We start from the raw sequence: 16,973 nt of genomic DNA, 5'->3' as shown, positions 1-16,973 counted from the left end.
ATTGAGAGGAGAAGGTGATGTCATTGCGTAGAATGTATCGCACGCTTTTTTGTGTGGGGCTTCTTTGTTCAATGGTGTTAATCGGGTGTTCGACAAGTTCTGAAACAGCAGACGGCAGCCTCGTTCATTCTGAAAAATCTGACACTGTAAAGAAGCTGGATTCTGAAACAGTGGCGGGCCATTCAACGAATCCTGTTACATCTGACGTGTTAGAGAAGGCGAAAAATGGACAATTACATGGTGTGTCAATTGGACTCGGAGCAACGAAAAAGGAAGTAATCGAGAAGTTGGGAAAACCGGCTCGTACTGGAAATGATGAATTTGGGTTTGCCATGTATTACGATGGTTTTAGTCTGGGATTTGAGGATTATGCCAATTCCATTGATGAGCTCAGCGAGAATAGCAAAGTTATCGTTATATTTGCTGACCCCAAAATCGTGAATCTTACCGGCAAACCTTTTGATATTAAGGAAAAGCTGGGAACCCCTTCTCGTGAGGTGCTGAATGATTCGGGTGATGACACATTCATTCTGGAGTATGCAGGAAATGACCATTTGCTAAAAGTCGTTTTTGATACCAATCCGGTCAAATATATAACGCTTCAGGAAAAATAAACAGACTGTACGACTGTCTTGCTCAGCGTGCAGACAAGGTCCGTGGCGCATGGGTGATAGTGTCCGCTCGCGCTCGTGACGACCAGCAAACTGGAACTCTCCCGTATAGGGAGAGTTCCTTGCTTTTTTGGGGATGTTGTTGGGCAAAAGGTGCTCGTTTGGCGTCCAGGGGGGCAAAGTGTAGCAAAGTGCAGCCAGACGTTGCAAAATGAGGCGGTCTTTTGCGAAGATGAAAAAAAGGGAAGGAGTGGTAATCATGGCTCTCTTGTCTGCCCCTTTTCAATGGAAAGGGCTCGCATTGAAAAACCGGGTGGTTATGCCGCCCATGTGTCAATACTCGGTTGAGGCCAAGGATGGGAAACCAAACGACTGGCACTTCGTCCACTACGTCTCGCGTGCTGTCGGTGGAGCTGGCTTGATCATCATGGAGATGACCGACGTCGAACCGGACGGCCGCATCTCCGACTACGACCTGGGATTGTGGTCGGATGAACAGATCCCGGCGTTTGCTCGGATCGTGTCGAAGGTGCACGAGTACGGAGCGAAAATCGGTGTGCAGATCGCGCATGCCGGTCGCAAGGCGGAGGATGCCGAGGTGCCGGTCGCGCCGTCTGCGATCGCCTTCAGCGAAAAATACAAGACGCCCCGCGCTCTCACCACGGAAGAAGTGCAGGCGATGGTCGTCAAGTTCCGGGAAGCGGCCAGACGGGCGGTCGAAGCCGGTATGGACACCATCGAAATCCACGGCGCCCACGGCTATTTGATTCACCAGTTCCACTCGCCGCTCACCAACAAGCGTGACGACCAATACGGCAAGGACCTCGCGCTGTTTGGCGTGGAGGTGATCAAAGCGGTCAAGAGCGTAATGCCGGAGGATATGCCGCTGATCATGCGGATCTCTGCGGTGGAATACGTGGAAGGCGGCTACGGCCTGGAGTACAGCACGGAATTGTGCCGCCGCTACAAGGAAGCGGGCGTTGACATCTTCCACATCTCCAGCGGAGGCGAAGGTCCGATCGGTTCAGGGGGACGGCCTGGCATCCACCCCGGTTATCAGGTGCCGATGGCTCGGGCGATCAAGCAAGCGCTGGATGTGCCGGTGATCGCCGTGGGCAATCTGGACAATCCTCTTTTGGCCGAGGCGACACTGGGCAACGGCGACGCCGACCTGGTGGCGGTGGGCCGGGGTATGCTGCGCGACCCGTACTGGGCGCTGCACGCGATCCGCACCGTCTCCGGCGAGGTTGTTCCGCCCAAGCAGTACGAACGTGCTTTTTAAACGGGCAGTTCTGCCGGGCGGGAAATGGTAATGGACAGATGACAAGCGCGGTTTCGCGGCCGTGATAAGATGGAAGCGGTTGACAACCGAGAAGTTGGCACCGTATAATTATCAAAAACCGATATGTTTAATCGGAATTTAACGGCCGCGGTAAAACCGACTAGACCACTAGAGGTTTTTCCCCAAGGGGAGAAATCTCTTTTTTTCAGCCGGGCTTATACCGGTTAGCATCAGTAGAAGGGAGGAAAACAATGTCTGCAGTGCTGGTCATCGGAGGAGACCGCTTGGGGAATATTACCGAGCTGCTTCACGGCAGGGGATACCGGCAGATTTATCACGTAACGGGGCGAAAACACTCCCAATACAAGGTACATATTCCCGTCGACACCAGACTGATTGTCGTGTTTACCGACTTTGTGAATCACAATCTGTCGTGGCACGTAAAACATCAGGCAAAGGCGAAAAACGTCCCCATCCTGTTTTGCAAACGCTCGTGTTCGTCCATCGGAAAGCGGCTGTAACCTTTATGTTCACCTAATTCCGACTTGACACATAAGATTAATAAGAATTATGCTTTCTTCAAACCACTCCCGCTTCCGGCAAATCAACCGTGCCCTGCATCGCTGGAGTGACAGGCGGCGGTTGAACGGACCGGGAAGGAAAAACGGCTGGACAGGAGTGAATCACATGGCGAACCGGAATCGCGAAGAGCTTGCCGATTTTCGCATCGAGATGATCCTGCGCGCACTGGAAGGTCTGGAGTACGGTACCCTGCACATCGTCGTGCACGAGTCGCAAATTACGCAAATCGAACGAACCGAAAAGACGCGTTTTCCCCTGGAACGCGCAGCCGCCCTCAAATCCAGCACGAGGCAGGCAGGGCGGGGCAGTTAGACGTCAGGATGACGCATGGGTGAGCGAATCTTCATGGGGCACGGGACAGAAACCCGTGTCTTTTTTCATTTTCTTGGTGTACATAGAGGATTTGCGCTGTTTTGACAGGGGGCTCACTCCGATTTATAATGTTTTGGAAATTTATTCATTTTGTTCAAGTCGACCAAACACCTGAGGTGACAAGATTGAAGCACATGGTGCTGCTTTTTCTCTTCATGTGCCTGTTAGCTGCAGGTTGTTCCCCTGCCCAGACGTACGGAGACGATACCTCTGCCGCATCCACAAACGCAGAACAAGAAACGACCATCCCCCTTTCATTTGAAGAAGTAAAGGTGGAACAACAGGTGACGTTACTGGATAGGGGGAAAATCAAGCAGATCGTAAAGGAGGAACAGCTTGATACCGTCAAACTGTTTTCGTTCTTGAAGGTTGATGAGGATGATCCACTCCGTTTGATTGGAGGCATTCAAATTGGAGATGACTTGTATGAATTTGGAGATGTAGGTGCATTACATTATGTTGACAGGCTGGATATTCAGACATCGTCCCTGTTCCATAAATCTGTAATTAAAGTGGAAGGGTTATGCGGAGCAAACTGTCCGTTCCGCTATTATATAACCATCGAGGAAGAGAAGCCGTCCATTTTTCTGGTTTTATCTGAACCTGTTGCAGATATAGCAGATCTGGATGAGGATGGCGTGGAGGAAATTGTAACATCCTACGGGAGCCCTGATGTGTTTCATACCCGGATTTACACATGGAGGGACAATCGGATTGTCAGTGCAGATGTAAACAAGCTGACAAAGGCATGGAGTGTCTTGTATACTCGTCCATTCTTTCACGTTCAAGAACAGTCAGGGATTGATTCTGCAAGAAAAACATACAGATATACCGCAAAGGGATTGGCGTTGGTTACAGAAAAATAGGCGCACACCCAACCTTTTTCGCTTGTTTTGGCTAAAAACAACCAAAATGTTTCAGGAAAAATAGAAAAGCACGGCAAAATGCCGTGCCAGACTGAAGACAAATGGTTCATTGAGTTAGCGTCCACAAAAAATGATTTCCAGGCCGAAAGGCCTGCCCATTCATCAACCGAAGCGGAAGACAATGGGCATCGCATGGAGGGATGGGCCAAGCGAGCTCCTTTGACGACCGACTCAGCGGAAAAACGCTAGACGCGGGAATCAACAGGGGACACAAGTCTCACTTCCTCGAAATACCCAGATGTTTGTCCCCTGCCCGCGTCTCGTTTTGGAGCGGACATCATTCGCTTCTGTGCTGGGCGTCAAGCGAGCGAGCGGGCCCGCTCTCCCATGCGCCGCGGACTTTGTCTACACGCTGGCACGGCAAAATGCCGTGCAGAAAGCGAAACGGTATGGCAGGAAGGTACATGATCGTGATCGCCTACCACCACCACCGCGACTGCGGGAGCAGCGTCACATTTACGGAAAAGCGCTCTTCCAGCCAGGGTTTCACCTGGGTTTTCATCACGAGGTATTCCGAGGCGGCGTGTGAAACGCCAATCAGCGACATGGACGTTTCGGCGGCGTACGCCATGACTGCGGCGTAATTGGTGCGCCCGTATTCGTTGTCGATGTGGCAGTGGATCTCTCCCGTCACGTACGCGTCGGCTCCGCTGGCTTCCGCCTCTCGCATCATCGCGGCCACGTCACCGCAGCCGGGGAGGATGGCGATCCGTTCGATGCGCGCCCGTTCCTTCCCCTCAAAATCGACGTAGGGAATGTCAAACAAGGTGATTAAACGATCGATTAAGGAGCGGGTATCCGTCGCCGTTACCCGGCAAATCATGCCGACATGTCCGTTTCCTGCCGGACAAAACGGCTTGATCGGTTCGGCCTGCAGCGCTTCCATGATGGCGCCGCCAGTGCCGAGCGGCCAACTGGTGTCCATCGGGAGGTGACAGGTGAAGACGGAGAGCTCTTTCTCCTTTAGCGCCAGCAGCAAGTCCTGCCCGATCGGCACGAACCCCCTGCCCCAGCGGCCGCGCGGGTCGCCGCATTCCATCAGCAGCGGGTGGTGCATGAACAACAGGTCGCCCGGCGCTGACTCGTCCAGGAAGCGCTTCAGCACCTCTTCGGTCGGGAAGACGGCCAAAAAGACGGTGTGTACCTGTTCGCGTCCTTTGAGCATCAGGCCGTTGAAGCGGCGGACGAACTCCGCCTCGAAAAACCGCCGCCAGTCAAACCCGATCGGATCGTACACCATGGGAATGAAACGGCTGAAGCCGGGATCGGATTCCCACTCGTCCATGCGAAACAGTCGGGTAAACGCTTGCTCAAGATGCATCAGGCTTTCCATGGAATCCCTCCTTGTACGGGTATTTAATGCCGGATTTGCCGGACGGCCGCTAGCGGGGAGTTTCAATCCCGCTGTTTTTCCGGGAAAACGCTCGAATGAACGGCAGCTTTCCTCTATTTCAACACCATGCTGCCCGTCTGATCATATGCCGTTTCCACAAAAAAGACGGAGGTGCTCACGGTACAAGCAGCACGCCGGGGAAGGGCGCGGTTGTGCCAATCCATCATTTGCATTTGCGCTTGGTTGCGTCCCGCAGCTTGCGCACGCACTGCTCCAGATGGTTCCGTTCTTCCGGCGAAAGAGGCAGTTGGCGGTAGCGGTACCGTTCGTAGTAACTGGTGATCTGTTCGGCCAGTTCTACTGCGTCGGCGTTGGCCCACTGCGAGCGGATGCGCCGCAAGTATTCGTGGCTGGTCTCGTGCCGTTCGATCCGCAGCCCCGCTTTGGCCATGTGCTGAAGAAACCGGTAGTACGCGTACCGCACCGGATCGTCGATGGGACCGGCCGGGCTGCGCACCAACGCATCCTGCTCCCAGAGGGGATCGTCGTCGCTTGATGCGTCTTCGTCGACCGGACGCAAGATGGTATCAGCCGAAGCAGGGGAGACAGCCGTGCCGCCGACGTGCCGGTAGCGCCGTTCCCAGATGTACTGTGCCAGCTTGGCGAGGGCCAGCGCCGAGCCGAATGCAATCAGGTAAGGCGCCACCTGCGAAAACAGCGTCTCGTCACCGGTCGGAGCAAACTCCTCCTGAGGCAGTTCGGGGACATCCATTTCGTTGTTGAACGGCTCGTTGACGCGGCCGTTTCCATTCAGGACGTCCGCCAGCTTGCCAAACAGCGAAGCCGTTCCCTGCAGGAGCGGACTGGTCAACTGGTACAGACCGTCTCCCAGCGGTCCTTTGACCAGCCCCCAGAGCCATGCCAGGAGCCAGAGCAGGCCGCTGCCTGCGAGGATGTATCCCGCCACCAGCAGCAGCCGAGTTGCCAGCAGTTGACCGCCTATGGCGGCCGCCAGGGAGATTGGCGCGGCACTGCCGCCTGGCTGTTCACGGGTCAGGTGCTCTCCCCAGCAGGTGAAGAGGTAGCTGGCGAGCACGAAGGCCAGGATTGCGTAATACGCCCGAACGTCATACGTCTGCGGGGCGGTCAGAGCGCCGAACAGACCGGCCACTACCAGCTGGAACAAGCAGATGATCAGCGCCAGCACAAAGTGGTTGCGCAGGTGGACAGGCGTACACGGATTTGATGCTGCTGTATGGATGCGCGAGTAAAAGAGGGCGGCCAAAAGCAGGGCGAGCAGCCAGGAGCCGAACGCGGCAAAACACAAACCGCCGACGGAAGCCACCAGCGGATACAGCAGCAGGTGGAGCAGGAGATGGCGTCCTCCTCCCTGGTGCAGCCAGCTTCCCAGAGAGAGCAGGAGCACGGCGAACAGGACAAAGCCGATCATGCTTTCCGGCTGGGCCGGCAGCCACTGGAACAGCATCAGCACGGAGGCCGTCAGCAGCGCTTCCATCCAGAACACCAGCATCCTGCGTCCCAACATGGACCACGTCATGAAAAGACCTCCTTCCTCGCCTGGGCGCGGGCGGACTCGTGCCGGCGCAGGACCGGCTGCTCCTGCGACACGTCCAGCACCATGACGTTGTGACCGCGCCGCACCAGCCGTTTGACTGCTTCTACTGCTGGCTCGTCCAGACGCGGGGTGACGATCAGGATCGTGTCACGGGTGACGCCGTGTTCCAACCGCCGCAATGCGGCCGCCAGCGAAGTCGGCAGGTACTGATGCAGGCGGGCGAGTTGGGTCATGACCTGGATGTGGTGCGCCTTGCCGCTGCCGGGAGGGAGGTGGAACTGCTCCCGGCCGCGCTGTTTCACGGTCAGGAACATGTCGCAGGACAGCGATTGGCGGCGGCAGAGAACCGAGAGCGCGGCAAGAGCGGAGATGACCCGCTCGTTCGCCGGTTCATTGTTCCGCTGCAGCAGCGGTTCGTAGGACGGCAGAATGTGTCCCACCACCTTCCAGCTGGGGCGGGCGGTCGGCTCAAACAGCCGCGTCTGCAGCGCGCCGGTTTTCGCGCTGGCTTTCCAGTGGATGTGCTTTAACCGGTCTCCCGGCACATAACCGCGCACGCCGCGAAAAAACGTGACATCCTCCTCCCGGCGTCTGCGCGTGAGCTTGCCGCCGTCAGGCTCGATTGCCGCCGCCAACAGCGGAGGCAGCGCCAAGGGCAGCGGATAGACCAGGAGGGAAAACGACAGCGGGAGCGAAATCGGGTCCTGTTCCTCGCCAAACACAGAGAGCGTGTCCGCCTGGGCTTCCGTCAGCCACACCAGGCCGCGCTTGTGCGGGGTGATCGTAAACGTGCGTTCCGCGCTTGTCCTCAGCGGCAGGTCCAAGCGGAAGCGAGCTGTACAGCGCTGTCTGTTTGCTGTCACCTCATCCGCTCCCTCGACTGTCACGTGTTTGGGAAAGGACAGAGAGATCACCGTGCCGGGCAGCGGCAGCCAGGAGCGGTTGTGCAGCGTGAAACGGATGGTGACGGGCATCCCCTGCATCACCCGGCGCAGGTCAGCATTCCACTCCAGCCGAACCCAGCGCGGCAGATTGGCCCGCCACCAGCGGTGAACCAGCGTCATGAAAAAGTAGAAGCCGCCAAACAGCCAGAGAAAGCGGCTGCCCGAAAACAGGGCAAACAGCAGGCAGAGAAACCCCAAGACGTGATACACCTGTCTCGTGCTCATGTGTGGATCACACGCCTTCTTCGACCGGAGCCGCCACGCTTTTGAGGATGTCGTCGATCACTTCCTGCTCCGTCACGTGCAGTTCCGCTTCCATTGACAGGCGGATGCGGTGGACGGCCAAAGCGGGAAACACGGCTTTGACATCGTCAGGCAGGACGTAGGTGCGCCCGTCCAGGTAAGCGGACGCCTGCGCCGAGCGCAGCAGAGCGATCATGGCGCGGGGGCTGAGACCCGTTTCCACGGAGCGGTGGTGACGGGTGGCTGCCGTCAGATCGATGATGTACTCCTCCACGGCGGGGCTGACGTGCACCGCTGTCACGTCCCGCTGCATGGCAGCGATCTCGTCGACGGTGATCACCGGCTTCACCTGCTCCAGCGGTGAGCCTGTCCGGAACCGCCGCAGGATCTCCCGGGCGTCTTCCCTGCTGCCGTAGCCAAGCGACAGGCGGAACAAGAAGCGGTCCAGCTGCGCTTCCGGAAGCGGATAGGTTCCCTCTGATTCGATCGGGTTTTGCGTGGCGATCACCAACAGCGTCGGCGGCAGGGGGAGTGTCACCCCTTCGATGGTTACCTGCCGTTCTTCCATGCATTCCAACAGGCCGGATTGCGTTCGCGGCGTGGCCCGGTTGATCTCGTCAGCCAGAAGCACGTCGGCGAATACCGGTCCCCGACGCAGCTCGAACTCGCCGGTCCGCTGGTTGAACACGTGCAGCCCGACCACGTCTGAAGGCAGCAGGTCAGCGGTAAACTGCACCCGGTTGTAGGTACCGCCGATCGCCTGGGCGAGCGTTTTGGCCAACACGGTCTTGCCCATGCCGGGCAGGTCCTCCAGGAGCACGTGGCCGCGGGCCAATAGAGCCGTCACAAGCAGCCGGATTTGCGGCGCCTTGCCGACAATGACGCGGTTGATGCTTTCCAGCAATGTGTCCAAAGGACGATGGATCATGCGGACGTCTCCTTTATCGGAAAATAGGGCACCGGTAGTTCCAGTATGGAAGGTATTATACAGCGCGACACCTTATTTTGCCAAATCTTCATAAAATTTTTGGGGTTTGATAAAATCGCAGGGAAACGAGCGAGCCGAAAATCCCGACAAAACGTAATTCAATAAATAATAGGTAAAGGGGCTGGTGCTTTGCGGATAAAGAAAGTGCTTTTCGTGGCTTTGGTCGTCTTGATTTTGATTGCTGCTCTTGTTGGCATCGTCGTGTACCATTTCTTTTTCTCGATGTCCAATCTTCCAGAAGGGACATTCATCAAGGAATCGGCTTCGCCTTCAAATGAATACGTCATCAAACTATACCTTGTTGACGGCGGCGCTACTGTTTCTACAGCGATCAGGGGTGAACTGGTAACAAGTACAGGGGAAAAACGCAATATCTATTGGGAGTATCGCGTTGATACAGCATCTATTGAATGGAAGGACGATCACACTGTTGTTATTAACGGTCATTCGTTAAATCTTTTAAACAATGACGTGTATGACTGGCGAAGGCAATAGAGAGAAGGAGAATCCCGATATCACCATGATGTAATCTTGCGCCCGAATGTGGAAAATCCGGCGTCCTGCAATAGAAAAACAGCGAAGGGGAACTCCCTTCGCTGTTTGATGCAAACGAACGCGGACGCTCGCCATCCTTGGACGCTTTGCGCGCGACGGGCGCCCGTGCGTTGACCTGTCTCGTACCTTAGCCAACCTGCTGGGGTACCGCCTGCTTCAGCGCCTGCTCCAGATCGGCGATGATGTCGTCGATCGCCTCCGTCCCGATGGAAAGGCGAATTAGGCCCGGGGTGACGCCGGCAGCGAGCTGTTCCGCTTCCGTCAACTGCTGGTGGGTGGTGCTGGCCGGATGGATGATGAGCGACTTGGAATCGCCGACGTTGGCCAGATGGGAGAACAGCTTGACCGACTCGATCAGCTTTTTCCCTTCGGCGACGCCGCCGCGCACGCCAAACGTGAGGATGGCTCCGGCACCTTTTGGCAGGTACTTTTGCGCCAGGCGGTAGTGCGGATCGCTCTCCAATCCCGGATAGCTGACCCACTCCACGGCGGGATGTGCCTGCAGATAACGGGCGACGGCCAGAGCGTTTTCACTGTGCCGCTCCATGCGCAGATGCAGCGTTTCCAGCCCCTGCAGGAACAAAAAGGCGTTGAACGGCGCGACAGCTGCCCCGATATCCCGCTGCAGTTGAACCCGGGCCTTGACGATGTACGCCAGCGGGCCGAACGCTTCCGTGTAGACGATGCCGTGGTAGCTCGGGTCGGGCGTGGTCAGGCCGGGAAACTTGCCGCTGCTCCAGTCGAACTTGCCGGAGTCAACGATGATGCCGCCGATGGCCGTGCCGTGTCCGCCAATGAACTTGGTGGTGGAGTGCACGACGATATCGGCCCCGTGGTCAAACGGACGGCAGAGGATCGGGGTGGCAAAGGTGTTGTCTACGATCAGCGGAATTCCGTATTCGTGAGCGACCGCGGCAATCGCCTCGATGTCGGCTACGTCTATGCGCGGGTTGCCGATCGTTTCGACGAACAGCGCTTTTGTCTTTTCGTTGATTTTGGATCGGAAATTGTCCGGATTGGACTGGTCCACGAAGTGAACGGTGACGCCGAACCGCGGCAGCGTGTGGTAGAACAGGTTGTAGGTGCCGCCGTACAGGCTGGTGGAGGCGACGATTTCGTCTCCGGCCTGGGCGATGTTGAGGATGGCAAAGGTAATCGCCGCCTGCCCGGAGGAAGTGGCCAGCGCCCCGACACCGCCTTCCAGCAGGGCGACCCGCTGTTCAAACACGTCCTGGGTCGGGTTCATGATACGCGTGTAGATGTTGCCCGCCTCTTTCAACCCGAACAGGTTGGCGGCGTGCTCCGTATCGCGAAACACGTACGAAGTCGTCTGATAAATCGGCACCGCGCGCGAGCCCGTCACCGGGTCAGGCGACTGTCCACCGTGCAGCGCAATGGTTTCCGGCTTCCACTGACGTTGATCCGACATGGTCATCTCTCCTTTTTCCTGCATGAAAATGAATGGATAAAAAGCGAAGCCTTCTTCCGGAGAGAAAGAAGGCTTCGGTCATTCCGAATCAAGCGGCCGTTTCATCTCTCAGAATCCGGGATTCTGCAGGAATTGGCACCATGCAAGCAGGATGCTTGCCGGTTGCCGGGCTTCATTGGGCCTGTCCCTCCGCCGCTCTTGATGAAATCGAAAGATTTTGCAAATTGTGCTTACTTGGTATTATAGGGGGGCCGCCGGGTTTGGTCAATAAGAATTTCCGGGTAAGTCAAGGGGATTTGTTGTGATTGCTTTTTGTCCTGAATCACGGCGGCTGTAATGAAAAACGCCCGAATGCTTTCTTTCGGGCGTTTGCAGACCACATACCTATAAGAGGGAATTATCCTGAACATATGCTTTTTTTACACGGGGCGGCTTTACTTGCTTCCGGAAAAGAGTTAGATAAAACTTTTTCGCCCAGAATATCGACGTTGTGTCTATATATCTGTACATAAGATATGAACCAACCATCATAAGCGGGAAGGACAGGAGAAAGCTGATACATACACTGACATTATAGGAGAAACTGCCGTTCAACAGAGAAAAAATATAACCAGACACAGAACATAAGATCGTAAAATGCAACAGGTACAGCGAAAATGAGATGTTTCCCAAAAACACGCAGATGGGGGAGGATAAGATCTTTTGAATACCAGTAGAAGCCAAGATTGCGATCATGAGGAAAAAAGCACCCCAAACATGGTTAAACTTCATCGGATCATATCCCATAAAAGAGACGTCGAGTAATGCGTATATGGTATTGGATGTATCGATGTAAGGATAAGATCCCATATACAACCCCAAAATCCCTGTTAGTAAAGGTATATAAGGTTTTTGAAACACGTGCAGCGTACGCTGGTGATTGTGATATACATCGCAGAGAAGCAGGCCTAACACAAATGCAAGATAGTAGGAATGACGCAACATGTAGATCAGCAAGAGATAGGCTACGTAGCGGTAAGGAGTATCTCTGCACACAATCAACATTGCAAAAATGAGATACGACCCGATCAGTTCGTAATTCATGGTCCATAAAACAGGATTATAGTCAGCGTTGCCGAGAAAGAACGTGTCGAAAAATGCAGTGCGAACCATGGTGACAAAATCATGGCTAAGCGCATGGTAATGTGTTGTCATATCTGTATACGTGATGGGCGAGACTGTTTCAAGAGAAAATCCGTTTAGAAGAAGGATGATGTATACCAATAAAATAGAGAAAAACACAGGCAGTACAAGCCGAAAGTATCGTTTCACCGTGCTTTCTATGACGACATCTACCCTTCTCGTTTCCCAATATTTATAGCTTAATACGAATCCACTTAATACAAAAAAAATACAAACGGAAAAGTTTCCGTTATAGAAGAGATTGAATGGTGTTTTGCTTAACCATGCTTCAAACTGGTTATGCATCATTTCAGGACGCAAGGTGAAAAGAGAAGGGTAAAATACCTGCACAAAATGAGAGATGACCACGACCACTGCAGCTGTCCCACGTAATCCATCGAGAAACGAGATTTTTTTCATATAATCCTCCGTATCATAAACACTCGCTGGATGAAAGCTGAAAGTATTTGCAAAAACTAACAATTCTCTACTTGAATGAAAAATCCTCCTAAATCTTCAATAGAATACCACCAAAACTTTCTGTTATTGACAATATATTGAACCGCATTCAAAAAATGTAAAAGATAGGGTACAATGTACCTGGATTAAATTCCAAATAATGTATGAGGAGTTGGGAGAATGAAGAAAATGCTTTTTACCGTTGCGTCCCTAGGCCTTGCACTTTCATCCCTTGTTAATCCTGTTGTTGCATCAGAAAGTCTTAGCCAGAAAACAAATAAAATTCAAGAGTCTATAGGTATTCAAGAAATTGCGAAAGATTGGAGCCGATTCTTCGTTTCGCAATATGGTACTTATGTGATTAACGAAACATTCACACTAAAATCTGGAAGTGCAAATGCAGGTGTGTGGGCTACGAATAGTAGTTGTGATGTTTCGGTTTATCTTGATCAGCTAGATTCATATGGAAACGTAAGGAAAAGTATTAATCTGGGACGGGTTTCTGTTGGGAAAGGCCAAACTGGCTATACAAGTCCCAATGTTGCTGTAGACACAGGAACCTATAGAATTAGGGTCTATGGATACATCCCATCTGATGGAAAAGTTGCTATTTACAATCATTGATCATTGATGAACTGGAGACCTTCGGTATACGAAGGTCTCCAATTATTAATTTAATAATTAAGAGTAGTTAACACCCTTGCCGCTGCGCTAGATTTTTCAATAAGAATTTGCAATAGCATGTAAGGCAAACTAACTGGGCTGAAGCTTTTTTGTCGACTTTATTAAATGCACAGGACGTCTCCTTCAACTCTGTAGCTGTCTCCTGTCTTAAAGTAATTTAAATCTCTCTGAATTTCGTTATCGTTGGGTTATCCGGTTCATCATGAAATGCATCTGTTCTGTTACTGTTGCCTGTCACTGTTCTTACGACTCAGAGGGGGGACTTAACTTCACAGGAATGTCATGTACGAACACAGCCGCCGGTATGGTATGATGGGTGACGGTATGGAATCCATATTTATGAAGATACAGGAGGCTTGTACATATGGCGGAACAAGGGGTAAAGGAAATCACGCCGCGGGAGCTGTTGGAGAAGCTGGCTGCGGGAGAGAAGGTGCAGGTTATCGATGTGCGCGAGTTGGAGGAGTGGAATGCGGGCCACATCAAGCAAGCCAAACTGATTCCGCTTGGCTTTTTGCCGCATCGCGTCGATGAGCTGGACAAGGAGACACCGGTCGTGCTGGTCTGCCGCAGCGGCGCCCGCAGTCACATGGCCACCCAGTATTTGCAGGAATTGGGCTTCGATGCGGCCAACATGGTGGGCGGCATGCTCGCTTGGCCGGGGGAAACGGAAGCGTAACGTATCGGTGCAGAGATAAACGCGCGTGATCGCCGTTTGGCAACAGCGCGATCAGGAAGAGGAGGCACGTGATATGAGCGAAGGCAAAGTGTCGTTCTGGCAGCGCTACTGGTTTGCCGTGCTGGCCGCCGTGCTGGGAATGCTCGTCGTCGGTGTATTCGGCTACCAGTACTGGCAAAAAAGTCAGATCCCCGTCATGAAGCAGATAAACGACTTTGCGCTGGATAACATCGACGGGTCCACATTTACCCTGTCCGGAACCAACGGCAAGGTTCGGCTGGTGGAGTTCATCTTTACCCACTGTCCGGATATCTGCCCGGCCACGACGTTTAACATGGCCAAGATGCAGGAACAGCTGAAGGCCAAAGGGCTGTTCAAAGACAAGGTGGCGTTTGTGACGATCACCTTTGACCCGGAGCGGGATACGCCGGACGTGCTCAAGGAGTACGCCGACAAGTTTGGTGCCGATCTGAGCGGCTGGTACTTCCTGCGCGGCGATCAAGCCACCGTGGAAAAAGTGACCAAGGACTTTGGCATCGCCGTGCTGAAACAGCCAGACGGTTCGTTTGCGCACACCGCCGTCATGTTCCTCGTCGACAAGGACGGCAACATGCGCCGCGTGTACGGGATGGCGTCCAAAATGGATATGGACAGCATGTTGAAAGACATTGAGCTGTTGGCTGATTAGTCAGCCATTCGGGAGTGCTTCTGCCGGAAATCAATATTCGACAAAACCCGCCCAAGCCGGACCTGACGTGTTCAGTCCCGGGGCGGGTTCAACTGTTTCATGGACGGTTCCATTCAAACATCACGGGTCTCTTCGTCACATTGGCTGTTCAGCCGGTCTCTTCCAAACGGATGGCGATGACCTTCTCCGTCTGCTTGTCAAACTCGATCCGCACGATAACGGCCCACATGCGTCTGCCCTCCCGGAGCAGCAGCTTGAACGTCTCTTCCCACGTAGCAGGCGTTTTGCTCGTCCGCCCGACATGCAGGTAGTCGACAATTTCCGCTTGCGGGTACGTTTTCATCGTGTGTTCGATCGCGAGCCGCCCCCATTTGGCGTAGGGAGGCTGCGCAGAGGCCGGCAGGGCGTGGAGGAGCAGCAGCACCGCCGCGTATGCAGCTATCCAGCCCCGTCGGTGCAATCGGTCACGCATCAGGGCGCACCTGCCTCTCCGTAGTAAATGTCCGCAGAAAATATCGCTTGAGCGGTAGTGTGCCCGATTACCGGCATCATACTCGCTGCAGCCAGGACCACCAAAGATAATAGATAGACCCTGCGCCCTTCGGCAGATGGCGGTTCATGAGGGCTCTTTTTTTGCTGCCGGATTCTTTTCATGATCCGGTAGCAGAATGCGGGAAAATGGCAAGACTGGATGAAACGAAGGCGATCCGATGTGATACAATAAAAGGTGGCATGCATTGGTCGGGTTTCCAATAACACATGCACGAAATCTATTGGGAGGAACGAGTATTGAGCGACGTAAAGATTTTCGCGATGGGCGGTCTCGGCGAAATCGGCAAAAACATGTACTGTGTCGAGTACGAAGACGAGATCATCATCATCGACTGCGGGGTCAAATTTCCCGAGAACGAGATGTTCGGCATTGACCTGGTCATCCCGGACATCACCTATCTGATCGAGAATCAGCATAAGATCAAGGCGCTGCTGTTGACGCACGGACACGAGGACCATATCGGTGCCATTCCGTATGTGTTGAAGCAGATCAAGGTGCCGATTTACGGCGGCCGCCTCACCCTGGGCCTGGTCAAGGCCAAGCTGGAAGAACACCGGATGCAGAACGAGGTAAAGCTGATCCCGATTTCGGAGGACACGGAGATTCCGTTCAAAAAGCTGAAAGCCACCTTTTTCCGCACCAACCACAGCATTCCCGATTCGTTCGGTATCGTTATCCACACGCCGGAGGGCATGGTTATTCACACGGGCGACTTCAAGTTTGACCTGACGCCCGTCGGCCCCACTACGGAGTTCGGCAAAATCGCACGGATCGGCAGCAGCGGCGACGTGCTGGCACTGCTGTCGGACAGCACCAACAGCGAACGGTACGGATTTACCATGTCGGAGCGCACGGTGGGCGAAGGCATTCTCGACGTGGTGAAAAAGGCGCGCGGTCGGATTATCCTGGCCACATTCGCGTCAAACGTGCACCGCCTGCAGCAGGTGGTGGACGCGGCCATGGAGTGCGACCGGAAAGTGGCGGTCATCGGCCGCAGCATGGAAAAAGTGTTTCAGATCGGACAAGAACTGGGTTACATCCAGATGCCGGAGGGCATGCTGATTGACGTCAAGCACATCGACAACTACGCGGACAACCAGGTGTTGATCATCTGCACGGGCAGCCAGGGCGAGCCGATGGCAGCACTGACCCGCATCGCCTCCGGGTCCCACCGCTCGGTGCAGATTTATCCGGAGGACACGGTGATCATCTCCGCTTCGCCGATCCCGGGCAACACGGTAAACGTCAGCCGGACGATTGACAAGCTGTACCGGGCGGGAGCCAACGTGGTGCTGAGCCACGTATTTGACATCCACGCGTCCGGCCACGGCAGCAGCGAGGAACTGAAGCTGATGCTTAACTTTATCCGCCCCCGCTACTTTGTGCCGATCCACGGCGAGTACCGCATGCTGAAAATGCACGCCAGACTGGCGCAGCAGGTGGGCATCGAGGAGAGCAACATCTTCATCATGGACAACGGCGATGTGCTCAACTGCACGCGGGAAAAAGCATGGCTGAGCAAAGTGCCCGCTGGAATTGTCCTGATCGACGGCAGCGGCGTGGGCGACGTCGGCAACATCGTGCTGCGCGACCGCAAGCACCTGGCGGAAGACGGCCTGATGGTGGTCGTGGTAAGCCTGGACATGAAAAACTTCAAGATCCTGACCGGCCCGGACATCGTCAGCCGCGGCTTTGTCTACGTGCGCGGATCGGAATCGCTGATCCAGGAGGCCACCGTGCTCGTCCGCCAGAAGCTGCAGGAGGCGCTGGACAAGAAGATCAAGGAATGGTCCGAGCTGAAGTCGCAGATCAACGAAGTGATCAAGCCGTTCATTTATGAAAAAACCGGCCGCAATCCGATGATTTTGACCATCCTGATGGAAGTGTAGGCGCGGCCAAACCGGTGAA

At 54.4% G+C, this 16,973-nt stretch carries 17 protein-coding genes and 1 riboswitch; of the genes, 10 read left to right on the top strand and 7 right to left on the bottom strand.

Translation table 11 applies throughout. From position 1 onward, the window contains the following. Positions 1-17 precede the first annotated feature (17 nt). From Q7F15_RS18685 to Q7F15_RS18665, 5 genes are all read left to right on the top strand, one after another. Positions 18-614 carry a DUF4309 domain-containing protein gene (locus Q7F15_RS18685; RefSeq protein ID WP_212133631.1) on the top strand — a complete coding sequence of 199 codons (597 nt, stop codon included), beginning with the start codon at positions 18-20 and terminating at the stop codon, positions 612-614. Between the two features lie 256 nt (positions 615-870). Beyond that, positions 871-1,893: an NADH:flavin oxidoreductase/NADH oxidase gene (locus tag Q7F15_RS18680; protein ID WP_304414784.1), complete on the top strand. Its 1,023-nt coding sequence runs from the start codon at positions 871-873 to the stop codon at positions 1,891-1,893. Positions 1,894-2,144: 251 nt separating this feature from the next. Continuing rightward, positions 2,145-2,414 (top strand): DUF2325 domain-containing protein, encoded by a 270-nt coding sequence (locus tag Q7F15_RS18675; protein ID WP_304414783.1) that lies wholly within the window; start codon positions 2,145-2,147, stop codon positions 2,412-2,414. 166 nt (positions 2,415-2,580) lie between these two features. Then, positions 2,581-2,787 (top strand): YezD family protein, encoded by a 207-nt coding sequence (locus Q7F15_RS18670; protein ID WP_171566133.1) that lies wholly within the window; start codon positions 2,581-2,583, stop codon positions 2,785-2,787. 185 nt (positions 2,788-2,972) lie between these two features. Beyond that, on the top strand, positions 2,973-3,713 hold the full coding sequence (locus tag Q7F15_RS18665) for a hypothetical protein (RefSeq protein ID WP_171566134.1): 741 nt from the start codon (positions 2,973-2,975) through the stop codon (positions 3,711-3,713). 478 nt (positions 3,714-4,191) lie between these two features. On the opposite strand, the gene Q7F15_RS18660 is transcribed toward Q7F15_RS18665, so the two are convergent. From Q7F15_RS18660 to Q7F15_RS18645, 4 genes are all read right to left on the bottom strand, one after another. Beyond that, positions 4,192-5,106, bottom strand: a complete 915-nt coding sequence (locus Q7F15_RS18660) for a Nif3-like dinuclear metal center hexameric protein (RefSeq protein WP_212133622.1) — start codon at positions 5,104-5,106, stop codon at positions 4,192-4,194. Positions 5,107-5,329: 223 nt separating this feature from the next. Next, positions 5,330-6,664 (bottom strand): DUF4129 domain-containing protein, encoded by a 1,335-nt coding sequence (locus Q7F15_RS18655; protein WP_304414782.1) that lies wholly within the window; start codon positions 6,662-6,664, stop codon positions 5,330-5,332. Then, a complete protein-coding gene (locus tag Q7F15_RS18650; protein WP_212133620.1) occupies positions 6,661-7,851 on the bottom strand; it encodes a DUF58 domain-containing protein in 1,191 nt (396 codons plus the stop codon). Before Q7F15_RS18650 ends, Q7F15_RS18655 begins: the two co-directional genes overlap by 4 nt. Positions 7,852-7,858: 7 nt before the next feature. Next, a complete protein-coding gene (locus Q7F15_RS18645; protein ID WP_212133619.1) occupies positions 7,859-8,797 on the bottom strand; it encodes an AAA family ATPase in 939 nt (312 codons plus the stop codon). Between the two features lie 213 nt (positions 8,798-9,010). Here Q7F15_RS18645 and Q7F15_RS18640 point away from each other — a divergent pair, with 213 nt between their 5' ends. Beyond that, positions 9,011-9,352 carry a DUF5412 domain-containing protein gene (locus tag Q7F15_RS18640; protein WP_230077676.1) on the top strand — a complete coding sequence of 114 codons (342 nt, stop codon included), beginning with the start codon at positions 9,011-9,013 and terminating at the stop codon, positions 9,350-9,352. A gap of 187 nt (positions 9,353-9,539) precedes the next feature. On the opposite strand, the gene Q7F15_RS18635 is transcribed toward Q7F15_RS18640, so the two are convergent. Then, positions 9,540-10,841 carry a homocysteine synthase gene (locus tag Q7F15_RS18635; RefSeq protein ID WP_171566137.1) on the bottom strand — a complete coding sequence of 434 codons (1,302 nt, stop codon included), beginning with the start codon at positions 10,839-10,841 and terminating at the stop codon, positions 9,540-9,542. Positions 10,842-10,939: 98 nt separating this feature from the next. Further along, positions 10,940-11,049: riboswitch (SAM riboswitch) on the bottom strand. Between the two features lie 176 nt (positions 11,050-11,225). Next, the gene (locus tag Q7F15_RS18630) at positions 11,226-12,422 is read right to left on the bottom strand and encodes an acyltransferase family protein (protein ID WP_304414781.1); all 1,197 of its coding nucleotides are present in this window, start codon (positions 12,420-12,422) and stop codon (positions 11,226-11,228) included. Between the two features lie 219 nt (positions 12,423-12,641). Here Q7F15_RS18630 and Q7F15_RS18625 point away from each other — a divergent pair, with 219 nt between their 5' ends. The 3 genes from Q7F15_RS18625 to Q7F15_RS18615 all read left to right on the top strand — a co-directional run bounded on the left by Q7F15_RS18625 (position 12,642) and on the right by Q7F15_RS18615 (position 14,512). Continuing rightward, positions 12,642-13,085 carry a hypothetical protein gene (locus tag Q7F15_RS18625; RefSeq protein ID WP_304414780.1) on the top strand — a complete coding sequence of 148 codons (444 nt, stop codon included), beginning with the start codon at positions 12,642-12,644 and terminating at the stop codon, positions 13,083-13,085. A gap of 424 nt (positions 13,086-13,509) precedes the next feature. Further along, positions 13,510-13,824, top strand: coding sequence for a rhodanese-like domain-containing protein (locus Q7F15_RS18620; protein WP_304414779.1), 315 nt, complete (start codon positions 13,510-13,512; stop codon positions 13,822-13,824). A 73-nt stretch (positions 13,825-13,897) separates the two neighbouring features. Next, positions 13,898-14,512, top strand: a complete 615-nt coding sequence (locus tag Q7F15_RS18615) for an SCO family protein (RefSeq protein WP_171566139.1) — start codon at positions 13,898-13,900, stop codon at positions 14,510-14,512. 148 nt (positions 14,513-14,660) lie between these two features. On the opposite strand, the gene Q7F15_RS18610 is transcribed toward Q7F15_RS18615, so the two are convergent. Further along, positions 14,661-14,984, bottom strand: a complete 324-nt coding sequence (locus tag Q7F15_RS18610; RefSeq protein ID WP_304414778.1) for a DUF3889 domain-containing protein — start codon at positions 14,982-14,984, stop codon at positions 14,661-14,663. A 287-nt stretch (positions 14,985-15,271) separates the two neighbouring features. Between Q7F15_RS18610 and rnjA the strand changes: the two genes are divergently transcribed. Then, positions 15,272-16,954, top strand: a complete 1,683-nt coding sequence (gene rnjA / locus Q7F15_RS18605) for a ribonuclease J1 (protein WP_171566141.1) — start codon at positions 15,272-15,274, stop codon at positions 16,952-16,954. Positions 16,955-16,973 lie beyond the last annotated feature (19 nt).

This window comes from Brevibacillus aydinogluensis, from assembly GCF_961514395.1.
Lineage (GTDB): Bacteria > Bacillota > Bacilli > Brevibacillales > Brevibacillaceae > Brevibacillus > Brevibacillus aydinogluensis.
This window is presented reverse-complemented; position numbering and strand designations above follow the sequence as displayed.